This window comes from Arthrobacter woluwensis (assembly GCF_900105345.1).
Taxonomy (GTDB): domain Bacteria; phylum Actinomycetota; class Actinomycetes; order Actinomycetales; family Micrococcaceae; genus Arthrobacter_E; species Arthrobacter_E woluwensis.
In genome coordinates, this window is sequence record NZ_FNSN01000003.1 from 1502417 (window position 1) to 1518310 (window position 15894).

Consider the following 15894-nt stretch of genomic DNA (forward strand, 5'->3'; position numbering starts at 1 on the left):
CTCCTGCTTAGGCAGGCCGAACTCAATAATTTCGGCTTGCCTAAAACTCTAGAGTCGGAGTGCTGTTGACGCAAGTGTGACCGTCAGCGCCGCGTGGTCTTCCAGGCGTAACAGCGATAGGGGAGCGTGAGGACCTCGCCCGGATGATGGCCGAGATGCTCGTAGAGGTACCACTGGAGGTTGCCGAGGACCTTCTCCCTGGTCGCGGGAGACGCGCGCAGATAGTAGCTCCGGGATTTGGTCAGCTCCAGGAGGTCTTCCGGCGTCACCTCGTCCTGCCACGGGATTACGGCGCCCTCCAGCTCGGTGAAGCCGGGCCCGACGGCGGGCACGAAGTGCGGCTTGATGACGTCGCCGGCGTGCATGATGCGGGACAGCCGGTGCACCCAGGGGACGGACGTGTCCAGTTGGTTCCAGATCAGGGCGAGGGTCCCGCCCGGCCGCAGGACCCGGACGGCTTCCGCGCTCGCCGCGAGAGGATCGAACCAGTGCCAGGCCTGGGCCACGGCGAGCAGATCGGCGCTCTCCGCGGGAAGGCCGGTGGCCTCCGCTGTTCCCTGCACGGTCGCGACGCCGGGGAGTTCCGCATGCAGCTGAGCCAGCATGTCCGCGGAGGGCTCCACGGCCGTCACGTCCAGGCCGAGCTCGACGAGCAGCGCCGTGTACTTCCCGGTGCCCGCGCCCACGTCGACGGCCGACCGCGCGCCGTCGGGCACGCACCACGTGGCCGACTCGCTGGGATAGGAGGGCCGGACCTGGGCGTAGTGCTCGCCGCCCCGTTCGAATGCGCGGCCCATCTCCCGGCGGGTGGTGGTGTCCATGCGGGGACCACCGGGCGGGGACACGTGACGGGCTGACATGCGGGCTCCTGGGCGACGACGGGGTCCGCCCGCGGAGCGCGCGGGCGGCTTGCCGTTTAAGGGTCGCACAGGGGCGGCCACGCCGGCCCCTGTGCGACCGGACATGCCGCCTCGGAGGATCAGTCCGTGGTGCTGCAGGGCGCGGCGCCTGCCGTGCCGGGGGTGTTCGGCGCCCAGTGCGGGTAGCTGCGCTGGTCGTTGGCGGGAACCCAGCGGCCGGCGTCCACGACGTAGTCCCAGCCGAGGCCGCGTTCGCGCAGCTGCCGGATCCCTTCGATGAGGCGCTCTGCGTCCTCGAGCCGGGAGCCCAGACCGAAGCTGGCGCGGAGCGACCCCGCGGGCAGCCCCAGCCGCTTGAGCAGCGGGTGGGCGCAGAACTTGCCGTCCCGGAGCCCGACCCCGTGCTCGGCGGAGAGGTATGCGGCCACGAGGCCGGCGTCGTAACCCTCCACGGAGAAGTTCACCACGCCGATCGAGTCGGTGGAATCGCTGAAGATCCGGTGCACGGTGACGCCGTCCAGAGCAGCGAGCCCGTCCTCCAGGTGGCGGCGGATGTCCGCCTCGTGCTGCTGCCAGGAGTCATGGTCCAGGGACGCCAGGACCTGGGTCGCCCGGGCAAGGGTGGCCGCGCCGAGGACGTTGGGGGAGCCGCCCTCATGGCGCGCCGGGCCGGTGGTCCACACGACCGAGTCGAGGCGGGCCTCCCGCACGGCGCCGCCGCCGAGCAGGTGGGGAGTGCCGGCGTCGAGCCAATCGGCACGGCCCACCAGGACTCCGGCGCCGAAGGGCGCGTACAGCTTATGGCCGGAGAAGGCGAGGAAATCGACGTCGAGCGCGGTGATGTCGATCCGGCGGTGCGGCGCCAGCTGAGCGGCATCCACGACGATCCGGGCGCCGTACTCATGGGCCAGGGCGGCGAGCTCGGCGATGGGCAGGATTTCGCCGGTGACATTGGACGCGCCCGTCACGGCCAGAAGCGCGACGCCCCCGGTTTCGAGTTCCTCCCGGAGGGCCTCCACGGTGGCTGCGATGGTCTCCCGCGCCACGAGGCTGCGGTGACCGACCCGCTGCCAGGGGAGCAGATTGGCGTGGTGCTCGATGTCCAGGTAGAGGACGTCGCCGGCCTGCTCGCCCTGACGCTGCGGCAGGCAGCCCGCCAGCACGTTCAGGGAGTCGGTGGTGTTGCGCGTGAAGATCACCAGGTCATCCGGCCGCCCGCCCACGAAGTCGCGCACGATCTCCCGGGCGTTCTCATACACCGAGGTGCTGATCTGCGAGGCGTAGCCCGCGCCGCGGTGCACGCTCGCGTAGTACGGCAGGATCTCGTTCAGGTAGGCGGAGACCACGCTCAGCGCGGGGGCGGAGGCGCCGTAGTCGAGGTTGGCGTAGCGGACCGTGCCGCCCTGGATGAGCGGGGCCTGGATCTCCGCGCCGGTCACCGCGGCGAACGGATTGGCGGCCAGCGACGGCGCGTGGGCGCGTCCGGTTCCGGCGACGGCGGAGCGGGGGGCAAGGGTGTTGACGGACATGCTGGGACCTCTGCATCGTGGAGGGGGCCCGCACAGGCGGGCACCGCGCTTGCCGCACCACTTTCTGTGGCCGGCCTGGTCGTCACCCGGGGCACCCCACCGCGTCTGGAGGGTTGCCGGCCAGCAAACCGGGGTTTAGCGCTGGCACTCGTGACCTGATTACGAGAGTAAAACAGCGGCGCGTCCCCGGAGGAACGCGCCGCGAATATTACGTGGAATATGACCTGCTCAGGGGGCCTGCAGCAGATCGTCGAGGCCGGGATTGAGGCGGCGGAGGAACTCTGAATGCAGGATGCCGTTGCTGGCCACCGCGTTGCCGCCGAACGGTCCGTCCTGCCCGTCGAGCGAGGTGAACCGGCCGCCCGCCTCGGTGACGATCGGCACGAGCGCGGCCATGTCATAGAGGTTCAGCTCCGGCTCGCAGGCGAGGTCCACGGCGCCTTCGGCCAGGAGGCAGTAGGACCAGAAGTCACCGTAGGCGCGAGTGCGCCAGACCGTGTCGTGGAGGTCGAGGAACTCATCCCGCAGGCCGAGCTCCTTCCAGCCGCCCAGGCTGGAGTAGGAGAGGGAGGCGTCCTCGAGGCGGTGCACATCGGACACCTTCAGCCGGGTGGCCGAGGCGAGCGAACGGCCCGTGTAGGCGCCGTGGCCCTTGGACGCCCACCAGCGGCGGCCCAGGGCGGGCGCGCTCACGACGCCGACCACCACCTGGTCGTCCTCGATGAGGGCGATCAGCGTGGCCCAGACCGGCACGCCGCGCACGAAGTTCTTGGTGCCGTCGATCGGATCGATGACCCAGCGGCGGGAGGAGTGGCCCGTGGTGCCGAACTCCTCGCCGATGACGGAATCCCGGGGACGGGCCCGGGACAGCTGGGCGCGGATGTACTCCTCGGCGCTCCGGTCCGCGTCGCTCACCGGCGTCAGATCCGGCTTGGTCTCGACCTTCAGATCCTGGGCTTTGAAGCGCGCCATGGTCTGGGCATCCACCTGGTCCGCCATGACATGGGCAAGCCGGAGGTCATCGGTGTAGTTCTGGGAGGAGTCCATCATGGGTTAAACCGTACCCACAAAGCGCGCGTCCCAGCTCATCCGGGGCACGGACGTGACCGCGCCGTCAGGGAGCGCCGAGCTCCTTGGCCTCGCGTTCCTCCTGCGTTCCGGCATCCAGCACCCGGCGGAGCGACTCCAGGCGGGAGGCGCCGGCGGGCCCGGCGTGTCCCTCGGCCACCCAGACGTCCAGGCCGCAGCCGATCGCCTGCGCGCCGTGCTTGCAGCCGCGCTCGCAGGCCTCGGTGCCGGGCGCCAGATCCGGGAACGCCTGCAGGATGCGTTCGGGATCCACGAGCGCGAGGCCGAATGACCGGACACCGGGCGTGTCCACGATCCACGTCCCGGGGCGCGCCCCCGGCATCTGAAGTGCCAGGGCGGAGCTGGAGGTGTGGCGGCCACGTCCCGTGACCGCGTTGACCTGGCCGGTGGCCCGTTCGGAACCGGTGAGGGCGTTGACCATGGTCGACTTGCCGACGCCGGAGTGCCCCAGGAGGACGCTCACGGAGCCGTCGAGCTCCTCTCGGAGCTCCTCGACGGCGGTGCCGAGCAGCGAGGCGGAGCCGCCGTCGGCGCTCCGGGCGTCGATGCCGCTCGCGCCGGCCTCCGTGGTGCGGCTGATGATGACTTTGAGGTCCAGGGCCTGATAGTTCGCCAGCAGTTCGGCGGGGTCCTTCACATCGGCCTTGGTGATGAGCAGGATGGGCTCGATCCCGGCGTCGTAGGCCGCCACGAGGGCGCGGTCGATGAAGCCGGTGCGGGGCTCGGGGTTCGCGGCCGCGACCACGACCACGAGCTTGTCCGCATTGGCGACGACGACGCGCTCCACCGGATCGGTGTCGTCCGCGCTGCGCCGCAAGAGGGTCTTCCGGGGTTCGATCCGGACAAGCCGTGCCAGCGTGTCCGGATCGCCCGAGACATCGCCCACCAGCGCCACGAAATCACCGACCACCACCGGATTGCGCCGGAGCTCCTTGGCTCGGGCGGCGATGATGGTGCGCTCCTGCGGTGTGCCTTCATCCAGCACGGCGGTGTAGCGACCGCGGTCCACCGTGATGATCCGCCCGATCACCGCGTCCGAATGGCTCGGGCGGTCCTTGGTGCGGGGCCGGGAGCCACGTTTGCTCGGCCGGAGCCGGACGTCGGATTCATCCCACGAGGACAGCGACCGCGCAGAGTTTCCACGCCCCACGTCAGGAGACCGCCTGGGTTCCGGGGGCCGTGGTCGCTCCCGTGCTGCCGGAGGCGCCGTTCAGCATGGCGCTCCAGAGCGCGGGGAAGTCAGGCATGGTCTTGGCGGTGGTGGCGATGTCCTCCACGAAGGTGTCCGGCACGGCCAGACCCCAGATCGCGCCCGCGGTGGCCATGCGGTGGTCCGCATAGCTGTCCAGCACGGCGCCGTGCAGGGCGGCGGGCCGGATGATCAGGCCGTCGGCGGTCTCCTCGGCGTCACCGCCCATGCGGCGGATCTCCGTGACGAGGGCTTCGAGCCGGTTGGTCTCGTGCCCGCGAAGGTGCGCGATGCCGCTCAGGCGCGACGGCGAGTCGGCCAGGGCACACAGCGCGGCCACCGTGGGCGCCAGCTCACTCGTGTCCGCGAAGTCGCCGCCCAGGATGCGGGGCCCGCCCTGTACCACGAGCGTGGTGCCGTCCAGGGTGACCGTGGCGCCCATCCGGGGGAGGATGTCACGCCAGAGGTCGCCGACCTGCGTGGTGGGACTCGGCCAGTGCGGCACGCGGACCGTGCCGCCCGTGACGAGCGCCGCGGCGAGGAACGGACCCGCGTTGCTGAGGTCTTGCTCGATCCGCACGTCGAAGGCGCTGATGGGACCCGGCGAGACGAACCAGTGATCCGGCACGGAGTCGTCCACCGTGACACCGAGCGACCGGAGGACCTCGACCGTCATCCGGATGTGGTCCAGGCTGGGCACCGGCTTCCCGGCGTGCTCGATGTGGAGCCCGTCCTTGAAGCGGGCGCCCACCAGGAGGAGGGCCGAGACGAACTGGCTGCTGCCGCTCGCGTCGATGATCACGTGGCCGCCCGGGACGGAGCCCTCGCCGCGCACGGTGAAGGGGAGCGACGCCGGGGCGCCGCCGTCGTCGGACGTCAAAGTGATGCCGAGCGCCGAGAGCGCCTGGATGATCGCGCCCATGGGGCGCTGACGGGCGTGGGGGTCTCCGTCGAAATGGGTGTCACCCCGGCGCAGGGCCGCCAGTGGGGGGACGAACCGCATGACCGTCCCGGCGAGCCCGCAGTCCACGCTCACCGGTGAGGCGGGGGCGTCCTGGGGGATCGGCGTGATGAGCAGATCGGGACCGAAGGACCCGTCCCCGGCCACCTCCTCCACGGTGGCGCCCAGGCCGCGCAGGGCCGCGATCATCAGAGCCGAGTCGCGGGAGTGCAGAGGTGCGCGGAGCCGGGAAGGGCCGTCCGCCAGCGCGGCCAGCACCAGGTAGCGGTTGGTGAGGGACTTGGAACCCGGCACGGAGACGGTCGCGTCGACCGGTCCGGGGGCCAGGGGAGCCGCCCAGGGCTGAGCGGCGGGGACTTGCTGCGGCACGAATCAGTCTCCCTTGGCGGCGCCGGCGCCACCCTCGGGCCGGTGCTGCACACGCCAGACGAGGCTCGGCTTGCCCGCGGTGTCCACCACGGCGAGCAGTGCGGCGCCGTTGAGCGAGAGGTTCTTCAGCAGCTGACTGCGGCGGGCCGCGCGGCCCTCTTTGGTGGTCGCGTCGGCGGCGCGGTACTCGAGGGCAGTGGTGCACGCGGCGGAGGCGGCGAGCACCAGGGCGGCGAGCCGCGGCAGCTTGCCGAGCGCGAAGAGCGCGCCGGCGCCGAGCTGCGCGCCACCGGCGGCGCGGTTCAGGAAAGCGTCTCCGAGTTCCACAGGCAGGGTGTCCGCCACGCGGCGCGCCAGCACGGCGGGCCGGACGGTGGGATCCTGCGCCTTCTTGATCTTGTGGATGCCGTCAGCGATGAAGCTGCTGGCGAGGAGCGGGCGGGCAAGGAATCGAACCACGGACACGAGACCTCCTGGAGAGATGGTTCACCTGGTGGGTCGCGGGACAGGAGCGCCCGGACTATCTCTAGTCTTGCATCTTTGCGGAATAATTGCGCCGCGGCAGCGGTTGTCCGAAGCAGTGATGACACGAGGAGAAGCCTCGTGCGGAGGATGTTTCAGGAGTGCCCATGCCCGTGGTCTTGGATCGCCCGGCAGCACCCGTGGTCCGGGCCGGTGGCTCCCGGGTTCCGGCGCTGCCTGCGGGGCTAGACTGGGACGCGATGAACACCACGGAATCGGAGAACCCCGGGTCCGGAGCCGCCGCGGCCCGGACGACGGACGAAGAAGCAACGGGGCGGTCCGCCTCGGACAGCAGTGCGGTGGACGTCGCGTCCGAAAGTGATGACCAGCGACGGGCCCGTTTCGAGCGGGACGCCATGCAGTACGTGGACCAGCTGTATTCGGCGGCCATGCGCATGGCCCGGAACCCCGCCGATGCTGAGGATCTGGTGCAGGAGGCCTACACCAAGGCGTTCTCGGCCTTCCACCAGTACAAGCCCGGAACCAATCTGAAGGCCTGGCTGTACCGCATCCTGACCAACACGTACATCAACCTCTACCGCAAGCGCCAGCGCGAGCCCCTGCAGTCTCATGGCGAGACGATCGAGGACTGGCAGCTCGCGCGGGCGGAGTCCCATACGTCGACCGGCCTCCGCTCCGCAGAGACGGAAGCCCTGGACCACCTGCCGGACTCGGACGTCAAGCGGGCCCTGCAGGCCATTCCGGAGGAGTTCCGGCTGGCGGTGTACTTCGCCGACGTCGAAGGCTTCGCCTACAAAGAGATTTCAGAAATCATGAACACCCCGATCGGGACGGTCATGTCCCGCCTGCACCGTGGACGCCGGATGCTCCGCGAGATGCTGGCGGAGTACGCGGCTGAGCGGGGGATCGGCGTGCGGCGCACCGCAGCTGACACGGCACCAGTGGAGAAAGCGAAATGAAAGACTGCCAAGGCCTGGGCGATTGCGAAGACGCCCGTATTGAACGCATCTACGAATACCTCGACGGCGCGCTGCCCCGCGCCGACGTGGAGGAGATCAAGGATCACCTGGCGAACTGCCCCAACTGCCTGGAGCAGCATGACCTCGAGTGCATGATCCGCTCCATGGTGAAGCGTTCCTGCACGGAGGCCGCTCCGGATCAGCTCAAGCAGAGCATCCTGGAGAGGATCCACGCCGCACGCGCTTGATCCCGTGAATCTCCGGGTGCCGCGCGCCGGCCGCGCCTGATGTCGAGGGAAGCCCCCGTGCCCGTCCTCTGGGATGGGCGCGGGGGCTTCTCGCTGCCCTGCGACTCGGCCGTGAGAAGGCAGTCGTCCGTTGTTAAATGTTTAACTTTTTCTGTAACAGTCATTGAAGGGGGCTGTGACGATCTGGTCTTGTGGAAGTGATCACAGCCCGGCCGAACCGGCCCGGGCGTCCTGTGGTCCTCGCACCTCCACCCTGAAAGGTGACCACCATGAGAAACAAGATCGTGAGCGCGGCCTCCGCGGGCGCCCTGACCCTGGGTCTGGGGCTCTTCGGTGTGCTGCTTCCCGCCAGCCCGGCGCAGGCGGCCATCACCCCGACCGCGACGGACTCCGACGGCGACGGCCTGCCCGACGCCTGGGAGACCAACGGCGTCGACACGAACGGGGACGGGGTCATCGACCTCGACCTCCCCGCGCTGGGGGCCGACCCCCACCGGGCGGACCTCTTCGTCGAGCTGGACTACATGCCCGGCCTCCTGCCCTCCACCGCGGAGCTCGACAGGATCCGGCAGGGCTTCGCCGACCTTCCCGTCAACAACCCCGACGGCACGACGGGCGTGTCGATCCACCTCGACGCGGGATCAGCACGTGGAGCGGCCTACGACCTGGGCGGCGGCAATGAGATCCCCTACAAGCAGAACCTGAGCGGAGTGGACGAGGTCCGCACGCTCCGCCAGCAGTACTCCGATGCGAACCGTGCCAATGTCTTCCACTACGCGGTGTTCGGGGACAGCTACGGCAACAGCTCGTCCTCGGGACAGGCCTGGATCAACGGGCTGGAGCTCCTGGTGACGGTGGGACCCCGCTACTGGGGCAACGCCAGCAGCGACACCCGCGTGGGCACCTTCATCCACGAGCTCGGGCACAACCTCGGCCTGACGCACGGCGGCGCCGACAACGTCAACAACAAGCCGAACTACCTGAGCATCATGAACTACTCGTACCAGCTCACGGGAGTCCCGCAGACCGCCGGTGGGGCCTACTTCGGGTACTCCACCCGCTCGCAGATCAGCTTGAATGAGGCGGCCCTCAACGAGGCGGCCGGTCTCGGCGCTGCGGCGGCGGGCAACCAGCTGTACTGGTGGACGAACGGCACGCGGCATCAGGCCCGGGCCGACGCTGCGATCGACTGGAACTGGAACGGCGCCATCAACGCGGGCACCGTGAGGCAGGACATCAACAAGGACAATGCGGTGGGCACCCTGAACGCACCGAACGATCTGCAGAACCTGAGCCTCGCCGTCGGCACCAAGGGCAAGGCGTACAGCGGTCGCACTGCCCGCAGCGCACCGGTCCCGCTCGTGGCCGAGTCGAATGAGCTCACCTACGAACTGGCCCGGCAGCTCCACCCGGACAAGGTCCCGGCCAAGCGCTGAGTGGCGTGAGCGTGCCGAACGCCTGCTCACACCCTGAACGCCCGACGTCGGCCCTCACCCTGCGCCGACGGCGCGGTTTCGCTCCGGTCCCCTCCATATGGGAGACTTGAGGGCAGCTCTTTGAGAGTCGAGAACAGAAGGAGTCCAGCTATGAGCAAGCGTGCACGCAAGCGTCGTGATCGTAAGCGTGGCGGTGCCAACCACGGCAAGCGCCCCAACACCTGAGACTGACTGCCGCCCGGTGCGGCAGATCATCTCAGCGTGACGCTGAACAGTCGGGCCCTGGAACCATCGCGGTTCCAGGGCCCGACGCGTCGGTCCGCCACGCGGATTCCGGGTGGGATCAATTCCTGAAGAGCTCCTTCGCCTCCGCGCGGGCCCTGTCCAGGATCGTGCGCAGGGATTCCAGCTCACTCTCGGTCAGCTCGCCATGCGCCTTGCGGAGCCTCACCAGCATCAGGAGCTCCGACCGGAAGCCTGTGATGAGCTGTTCCGCGGCCTGACTGAGTGCGGTGGCCCGGGCCTGCGATGCGGAAGTTCCCGGCTTCACATACCCGTGATGCGCGGCCTCGGCGCGGGCCTGGCGGGTGGTGGAGGCCAGTTCCTCGCGGAGGGAGCGCATATTGCTCCCGATGTCCTCCCGGAGGGTGTCCGCCAGGCGCCGGACGGACGCCGAGATGTCGTTCTCGACCCCGGACAGCTCCTCCCGGCGGCTCTCGAGTTCGCGCCGGCCGGCGTCGGTCAGGCTGTAGCTCGTGCGCCGTCCGTCCACCTGGGTGCTGACGAGTCCTTCCTCCTCGAGCTTCGCGAGCCGAGGATAGATGGTTCCGGCGCTGGGGGAGTAGGTCCCGTTGAAGCGGTCGCTCAGGGCCTTGATAAGGTCGTAGCCGTGCTTGGCGCCGTCCTCCAGCAGGGCCAGAAGGTAGAGGCGCAAGGCGCCGTGGGCGAAGACGGGGGGCATTACCGTGCTCCTTCCTCTGCCGGGGCGTGGACCACCGAGACGTCGCCGGACACGGAGTTGGTGCGGAGCACCAGGAGATGCTCCTCCGGGCCGACGATCGTGGCCACGGTGTTCTTGACGGGCATGTAGCGCTGCGTGTCGATGATGACCTGGCCGGAGCCGGTCTTCGCCTTCAGGTCGACGCCCACGGTGTGGGGGAGCCGGATGGTCATGTCGCCCGAGACGGTGTTCGCGCCGATGTCCTGGGTGTCCTCGGAGACGTCCAGGAGGATCTCGCCGCTGACGTTGTTGAGCCGGACGTGGTTGAGGGCGCCGGTGGCCGTGACAGCTCCGGACACGGTGTTCACGGACAGGCTGCCGCGGTGATTGCGGATGATCGCTTCGCCGCTGACCGAGTTCACGTCCAGGTGGGAGGCGGTCTGATCGGCCACCACGTCACCGGACACCGTGTTGAGGGAGGTCTTGGCCGTGGTCCCGGAGACCAGGCCGCCGCCGGCGACGGTGGATGCATCCACCTGGATGCCCGCGGGCACCGCGATGCTGATGGTGACCGAGTTCTCCTGGGACTGGGTCACGGTGTTCATGACGTTCTTGAACCAGCCCTGGGGGCCCGGCTCCTGGTGCCGGACCTCGAGCCGTCCGGCATTGAAGCTGACGTCGAGGGGATCCCCGGAGATCTCGGACACCTCGATGCGGGTGATGCTGTCCTCGTGGGTGACCACGTCGAAGCGCCCGTGCACGATGCCGAGCTTCAGGGACGTCACGCCTTCAATGTCGATCGTCTGTGGACCGGTGACGGACCAGCGTTCCTCTGCCATGTTCTCCTCCTCGAATCTTGCGATATATCGCGTTTGTGATTTCACGATATATCGCGATATATCGCGAGTCAAGAGGTTCCTTAAACGTACTGAGTGCTCAGTTGTTGCGGGTGTCGGCGTTCGACACCCGCAACAACTGAGCACTCAGTGTGGGAAGCGGGAGGGGGTCAGTCCGTGGGCTCCGCGATGTTGAGCCACTGGAACCAGCCGCGGTGCAGGACGAGCCAGGCCATCAGGCCGTAGCCGGCCTGGCCGGGAGCGCCGGCGTTCGCTGCGAGATCGTTGCGCCACTGCTCGTGATTGAGCAGCGGAGCGAACGTGTCGACATACAAGTGGTGCCGGCGGGTGGTCACGTCCGCGAACGCCGTGTTGAGTTCGGCCAGACGCCGGTTCTTGGCAGGGTCGAGGCTGGGCGGAGGACCCACCACGAAGACGGAGACGCTCGCCTGCGACGCGTGATCCAGGATGTTCGCCAGATTCAGGCGGCTGCGCGCGGTGGAGAGCCCGAAATCGATGTCACGTCCGGAGAGGCCGATCACCAGGCGGTTCTCGTAACCCTGACCGAAACGGCGGCCCGTCTCATCCGCCCAGCGCGCGGACAGGCCCTCGGTGCCCTCTTCGGGACAGGGGAGCGAATAGCTCTCCAGGGCGAACTGGTCTCGCGGCGTGCGCGCCAGGACCCGTCCGTACCAGCCCAGCGCGCGGGGGTCCCCGAGTCCTGCCAGCAGTTCATCGCCGATCGCGGCGATTCGAAGTTTCCTGTCCTCCACAATGTCCTTTCGCGCAGCTGAAGCGCCGTGTCCGGCGCAGCGTCCCCACTCCATTAAACGACAGACGCCCGCCGCCTGTGCCACGAAGCGCAGGTGACGGGCGTCTGTGAGCCGCGACGCGCCGCCGTCGTCGTCAGTCGCAGGACATGACGACGACGGCGCGTCGGCCGGGTCAGGCGCGGTGGTCGAAGGCCTGCTGCAGGAGCAGTGCGTTCTCGGCCGCGTGCCGCTTGCCGGTGCCGGCAGCGGTCGAGGCGGAGGCACGGCGGCTGACCAGGCGGACCGGGCGGTCCAGGGACGGCACCAGGTTCAGGGCCATGAAGCTCCACGGACCCTGGTTGGCGGGCTCGTCCTGGGCCCAGACCACATCGGCGTTCGGGTACTTCGCCAGCTCCGCGCGGATCTCCTCTTCGGGCAGCGGGTAGAGCTGCTCGACGCGGACGATCGCCGTGCTGGTGTCCTGGGCCTTGTCGCGGTTGGCCAGCAGGTCGTAGTACAGGCGTCCTGCGACCAGGATGACACGCTTCACGGCTGCCGGATCCAGCTCGGCGTGATCGCCGATCACCGGCTGGAAGCCGCCCGTGGTGAAGTCGCTCACCGAGCTGGCGGCACCCTTCAGACGGAGGAGCTGCTTCGGGGTGAAGACGATCAGCGGCTTGTGCGGGCGGCTGTAGGCGTGGCGGCGCAGCAGGTGGAAGTGGTTCGCCGCGGTCGTCGGCTCCGCCACCACCATGTTGTTCTCCGCGCACATCTGCAGGAAGCGCTCGATGCGGGCCGAGGAGTGGTCCGGGCCCTGACCCTCGTAGCCGTGGGGCAGCATGAGGACGAGCGAGGAGCGCTGGCCCCACTTCTGCTCGGCGGAGGAGATGAACTCGTCGATCACGGTCTGAGCGCCGTTCACGAAGTCACCGAACTGCGCCTCCCACATGACGAGGGCGTCCGGACGCTCGACCGAGTAGCCGTATTCGAAGCCCATGGCCGCGTATTCGGAGAGCAGCGAGTCGTAGATCCAGAGCTTGGCCTGGTCCTCGGAGAGGCTGTCCAGCGGGGCCCATTCCTTGCCCGTCTTGCGGTCGTGGAACACCGCGTGACGCTGCACGAACGTGCCGCGGCGGGAATCCTGGCCGGTCAGACGGACGGGGACGCCCTCCATGACGAGCGAGCCGAAGGCCGCGATCTCGCCGAAGCCCCAGTCGATGCCGCCGTCGACGGACATCTGCGCACGCTTCTCGAGCAGCTGCTTGAGCTTGGGGTGGACGGTGAAGCCCTCGGGGATGTTGAGGAAGGCCTTGCCGATGTGGGCGAGGGTCTGTGCGCTGATCGCGGTGGTGCTCGGCGTGTTGACCATGCCGTCGTTGCGCTGCGCCATGGGCCGTTCGATGCCGGACACGGCCGCGGAATCCGAGGTGATGACCGGGATCGGGGAGGTCTGGGCGGCGTGGGTCTCCGCGAAGACGCGCTCCAGGCGCTCCTGGTAGTCGCGCAGCAGCTGCTCGGCTTCTTCCTCGGTGATGTCGCCACGGCCGATCAGGGCCTCGGTGTACAGCTTGCGGACGCTGCGCTTGGCTTCGATCAGGTTGTACATGAGCGGCTGGGTCATCGAGGGGTCGTCCCCCTCGTTGTGACCGCGGCGGCGGTAGCAGACCATGTCGATCACGACGTCCTTGTGGAACCGCTCGCGGAACTCGAAGGCGAGCTGCGCCACGCGGACCACGGCCTCCGGGTCGTCGCCGTTCACGTGGAACACCGGAGCCTGGATCATCTTGGCGACGTCCGTGGAGTACGTGGAGGACCGAGAGGAGGATGGCGACGTGGTGAAGCCGACCTGGTTGTTCACGATCACGTGGATGGTGCCACCGGTGCGGTAGCCGCGCAGCTGGGACAGATTGAGCGTCTCCGCCACCACGCCCTGGCCCGCGAAGGCCGCGTCGCCGTGGACCAGGATGGGCAGGACCGGGAAGGCGGTGCCCTGGTCGAGCAGATCCTGCTTGGCGCGGACGATGCCTTCCAGCACCGAGTCCACGGCCTCCAGGTGGGACGGGTTGGCGGCCAGGTACACCTTCGTGGTGTTGCCCGACTCGGAGGTGAAGGTGCCCTCGGTGCCGAGGTGGTACTTCACGTCACCGGATCCCTGGACGCTGCGCGGGTCCTGCGTGCCTTCGAACTCGCGGAACACCTGGGCGTAGGTCTTGCCGGCGATGTTGGTCAGCACGTTGAGGCGGCCACGGTGGGCCATGCCGATCGCGACCTCGTCGAGGCCCTTGTCCGCGGCGTCCGAGATGATGGCGTCCAGCAGCGGGATGAGGGACTCGCCGCCCTCCAGCGAGAAGCGCTTCTGCCCGACGAACTTGGTCTGAAGGAAGGTCTCGAAGGCCTCCGCGGCGTTCAGGCGGGAGACGATGCGCAGCTGCTCCTCGCGGCTCGGCTTGGAGTACGGGTGCTCCAGCTCATCCTGGAACCACTGGCGTTCCTCGGGATCCTGGATGTGCATGTACTCGATGCCGGTGGTGCGGCAGTAGGCGTCGCGGAGGACGCCGAGGATCGTGCGGAACTTCAGGAACTGCTTGCCGCCGAAGCCGCCGGTGGGCCACTCGCGGTCCAGGTCCCAGAGGGTCAGGCCGTGGTTGAGCACATCCAGGTCCGGGTGCTTGCGCTGGACATACTCGAGCGGATCGGTGTCCGCCATGAGGTGGCCGCGCACGCGGTAGGAGTGGATGAGCTGCTGGATGCGGGCGACCTTGTTGATCTCGTCGGCCGGGTCGACCTGGACGTCCGGGCTCCAGCGCACGGGCTCGTACGGGATGCGGAGCTCTTCGAAGATCTCGTCGTAGAAGTTCTGCTCGCCCAGCAGGAGCTGGTGGACGATCCGCAGGAATTCGCCGGAACCGGCGCCCTGGATGACGCGGTGGTCATAGGTGGAGGTCAGGGTGATGATCTTGCCCACGGCCATCTCGGCGAGCTTCTTCTCGCTGGAACCCTGGAACTCGGCCGGGTACTCGAGAGCGCCGACGCCGATGATCGCGGCCTGGCCCTTGGACAGACGCGGGACCGAGTGCACCGTTCCGATGCCGCCCGGGTTGGTCAGGGAGACCGTGGTGCCGGAGTGGTCGTCAGCGGTCAGCTTGCCGTTGCGGGCGCGCTTGATGAGGTCCTCATAGGTGCGCCAGAACTCGGCGAACCGCAGGGTCTCGGCCTTCTTGATGTTCGGCACCACGAGCAGGCGGCTGCCGTCGGGCCGGGGCATGTCGATCGCGATGCCGAAGTTCACGTGGGCGTTCTCGACCGCGACCGGCTTGCCGTCCTGCACGTCGTAGGTGACGTTCATGGAGGGGAACTGCTTGAGCGCCTTGACCACGGCGAAGCCGATGAGGTGCGTGAAGGAGACCTTGCCGCCACGGGCGCGGGCCAGGTGGTTGTTGATGACCACGCGGTTGTCGATCAGGAGCTTGGCCGGGACGGCGCGCACACTGGTCGCCGTGGGGACCTCGAGGCTGGTGACCATGTTGGCCGCGATGGCCTTCGCCGGGCCGCGGAGGACCTGGACCACGTTCTCTTCCTGCGGACCGGACTCCGCGGGAGCGCTCTTGGGCAGCTGGGCGGGGATGGGCGCGGTGGCCGTGGTGCGGTTGCCGTCCTTCGCGACGACGCGCGGCGGGGCCTTGGGCGCGGGTGCGGCGGGGCTTTCCTGGGCCGGGGCGGAGGGTGCCGGAGCGGCAGGCGCCGGTGCAGCGGCGGCGGGCGGCGCCGTCGCGGGAGCAGGGGAGGCGGGGGCCTCGGTCGCAGTGGCGGTCTTGGTCGCCGTGGCCACGGTCGGCAGCACCTGAGTCTGCGTCGACGGGGCCGGGTTGCCTGAACCGTAGTTCTCGAAGACAGACCACCACTTGGAGTCCACAGAGTTCTTGTCTTTCAGAAACTGCTCGTAGAGCTCATCTACAAGCCACTCATTTCCGCCGAACTCTTCGGGTAGACGGTGGTTTGGCTGCTCTGGCACGTGATACGCCTCTTCCATTTTTGTTTGCCCGCTGGAATGAGAGCCGGCCTCGGTGCCGGCCTGGTCCAGTGCCGGGTTGCGTGAACCCAGACCTTTGCCAGTCTAGTGACGACGCTTGCTGAGGGCTAATCTACAGAGCGTAAAAGTTTGCGTGCCATTCGGGCCCGCCTCTGGATAGACTGGTCTTCTTATGGACAGTCATTCCAGGTGCCGGCCTGGACGCTCCCGACG

General features: G+C 68.6%; 14 protein-coding genes and 1 riboswitch. Of the genes, 4 read left to right on the forward strand and 10 right to left on the reverse strand.

Features of this window, described 5'->3' with window-relative positions; translation table 11 throughout:
• Window positions 1-83: 83 nt before the first annotated feature.
• The 6 genes from BLV63_RS07490 to BLV63_RS07515 form a co-directional block, all read right to left on the reverse strand.
• Window positions 84-860, reverse strand: a complete 777-nt coding sequence (locus BLV63_RS07490; RefSeq protein WP_066211013.1) for a class I SAM-dependent methyltransferase — start codon at window positions 858-860, stop codon at window positions 84-86.
• A 119-nt stretch (window positions 861-979) separates the two neighbouring features.
• Window positions 980-2389, reverse strand: a complete 1410-nt coding sequence (locus tag BLV63_RS07495) for an aminotransferase class V-fold PLP-dependent enzyme (RefSeq protein WP_066211012.1) — start codon at window positions 2387-2389, stop codon at window positions 980-982.
• Window positions 2390-2429: 40 nt separating this feature from the next.
• Window positions 2430-2545, reverse strand: a riboswitch (SAM riboswitch).
• 72 nt (window positions 2546-2617) lie between these two features.
• Window positions 2618-3439 (reverse strand): histidinol-phosphatase, encoded by an 822-nt coding sequence (gene hisN / locus BLV63_RS07500; RefSeq protein WP_066211009.1) that lies wholly within the window; start codon window positions 3437-3439, stop codon window positions 2618-2620.
• 64 nt (window positions 3440-3503) lie between these two features.
• On the reverse strand, window positions 3504-4628 hold the full coding sequence (gene rsgA, locus BLV63_RS07505; RefSeq protein ID WP_066211007.1) for a ribosome small subunit-dependent GTPase A: 1125 nt from the start codon (window positions 4626-4628) through the stop codon (window positions 3504-3506).
• A gap of 1 nt (window position 4629) precedes the next feature.
• Window positions 4630-5997: a 3-phosphoshikimate 1-carboxyvinyltransferase gene (gene aroA / locus BLV63_RS07510; RefSeq protein WP_066211004.1), complete on the reverse strand. Its 1368-nt coding sequence runs from the start codon at window positions 5995-5997 to the stop codon at window positions 4630-4632.
• 3 nt (window positions 5998-6000) lie between these two features.
• Window positions 6001-6462: a DoxX family membrane protein gene (locus BLV63_RS07515; RefSeq protein ID WP_169795495.1), complete on the reverse strand. Its 462-nt coding sequence runs from the start codon at window positions 6460-6462 to the stop codon at window positions 6001-6003.
• Window positions 6463-6626: 164 nt separating this feature from the next.
• Here BLV63_RS07515 and BLV63_RS07520 point away from each other — a divergent pair, with 164 nt between their 5' ends.
• The 4 genes from BLV63_RS07520 (at window position 6627) to BLV63_RS19215 (ending at window position 9348) form a co-directional block, all read left to right on the forward strand.
• Window positions 6627-7439 carry a sigma-70 family RNA polymerase sigma factor gene (locus tag BLV63_RS07520; protein WP_066211002.1) on the forward strand — a complete coding sequence of 271 codons (813 nt, stop codon included), beginning with the start codon at window positions 6627-6629 and terminating at the stop codon, window positions 7437-7439.
• A complete protein-coding gene (gene rsrA / locus BLV63_RS07525) occupies window positions 7436-7687 on the forward strand; it encodes a mycothiol system anti-sigma-R factor (protein WP_066211000.1) in 252 nt (83 codons plus the stop codon). The genes BLV63_RS07520 and rsrA overlap by 4 nt, the downstream gene beginning before the upstream one ends.
• Window positions 7688-7956: 269 nt before the next feature.
• Window positions 7957-9123, forward strand: a complete 1167-nt coding sequence (locus BLV63_RS07530; protein WP_074784527.1) for a zinc-dependent metalloprotease family protein — start codon at window positions 7957-7959, stop codon at window positions 9121-9123.
• Window positions 9124-9273: 150 nt separating this feature from the next.
• Complete coding sequence (locus tag BLV63_RS19215) at window positions 9274-9348, forward strand: 50S ribosomal protein bL37 (protein ID WP_369299106.1); 75 nt, start codon at window positions 9274-9276, stop codon at window positions 9346-9348.
• 118 nt (window positions 9349-9466) lie between these two features.
• On the opposite strand, the gene BLV63_RS07535 is transcribed toward BLV63_RS19215, so the two are convergent.
• From BLV63_RS07535 to BLV63_RS07550, 4 genes are all read right to left on the reverse strand, one after another.
• A complete protein-coding gene (locus BLV63_RS07535) occupies window positions 9467-10084 on the reverse strand; it encodes a PadR family transcriptional regulator (protein ID WP_066210998.1) in 618 nt (205 codons plus the stop codon).
• Window positions 10084-10902 carry a DUF4097 family beta strand repeat-containing protein gene (locus BLV63_RS07540; protein WP_066210996.1) on the reverse strand — a complete coding sequence of 273 codons (819 nt, stop codon included), beginning with the start codon at window positions 10900-10902 and terminating at the stop codon, window positions 10084-10086. Before BLV63_RS07540 ends, BLV63_RS07535 begins: the two co-directional genes overlap by 1 nt.
• Window positions 10903-11069: 167 nt before the next feature.
• The gene (locus BLV63_RS07545; protein WP_174521240.1) at window positions 11070-11672 is read right to left on the reverse strand and encodes a GDSL-type esterase/lipase family protein; all 603 of its coding nucleotides are present in this window, start codon (window positions 11670-11672) and stop codon (window positions 11070-11072) included.
• 172 nt (window positions 11673-11844) lie between these two features.
• On the reverse strand, window positions 11845-15663 hold the full coding sequence (locus tag BLV63_RS07550) for a multifunctional oxoglutarate decarboxylase/oxoglutarate dehydrogenase thiamine pyrophosphate-binding subunit/dihydrolipoyllysine-residue succinyltransferase subunit (RefSeq protein WP_066210992.1): 3819 nt from the start codon (window positions 15661-15663) through the stop codon (window positions 11845-11847).
• Window positions 15664-15894 lie beyond the last annotated feature (231 nt).

Bases quoted from the DNA above. Each gene is read 5' to 3' on its own strand.
- BLV63_RS07490 (WP_066211013.1), bottom strand. From the start codon at position 860: ATGTCAGCCCGTCACGTGTCCCCGCCCGGTGGTCCCCGCATGGACACC.
- BLV63_RS07495 (WP_066211012.1), bottom strand. From the start codon at position 2,389: ATGTCCGTCAACACCCTTGCCCCCCGCTCCGCCGTCGCCGGAACCGGA.
- hisN (WP_066211009.1), bottom strand. From the start codon at position 3,439: ATGATGGACTCCTCCCAGAACTACACCGATGACCTCCGGCTTGCCCAT.
- BLV63_RS07520 (WP_066211002.1), top strand. From the start codon at position 6,627: ATGCCCGTGGTCTTGGATCGCCCGGCAGCACCCGTGGTCCGGGCCGGT.
- rsrA (WP_066211000.1), top strand. From the start codon at position 7,436: ATGAAAGACTGCCAAGGCCTGGGCGATTGCGAAGACGCCCGTATTGAA.
- BLV63_RS07530 (WP_074784527.1), top strand. From the start codon at position 7,957: ATGAGAAACAAGATCGTGAGCGCGGCCTCCGCGGGCGCCCTGACCCTG.
- BLV63_RS07535 (WP_066210998.1), bottom strand. From the start codon at position 10,084: ATGCCCCCCGTCTTCGCCCACGGCGCCTTGCGCCTCTACCTTCTGGCC.
- BLV63_RS07540 (WP_066210996.1), bottom strand. From the start codon at position 10,902: ATGGCAGAGGAACGCTGGTCCGTCACCGGTCCACAGACGATCGACATT.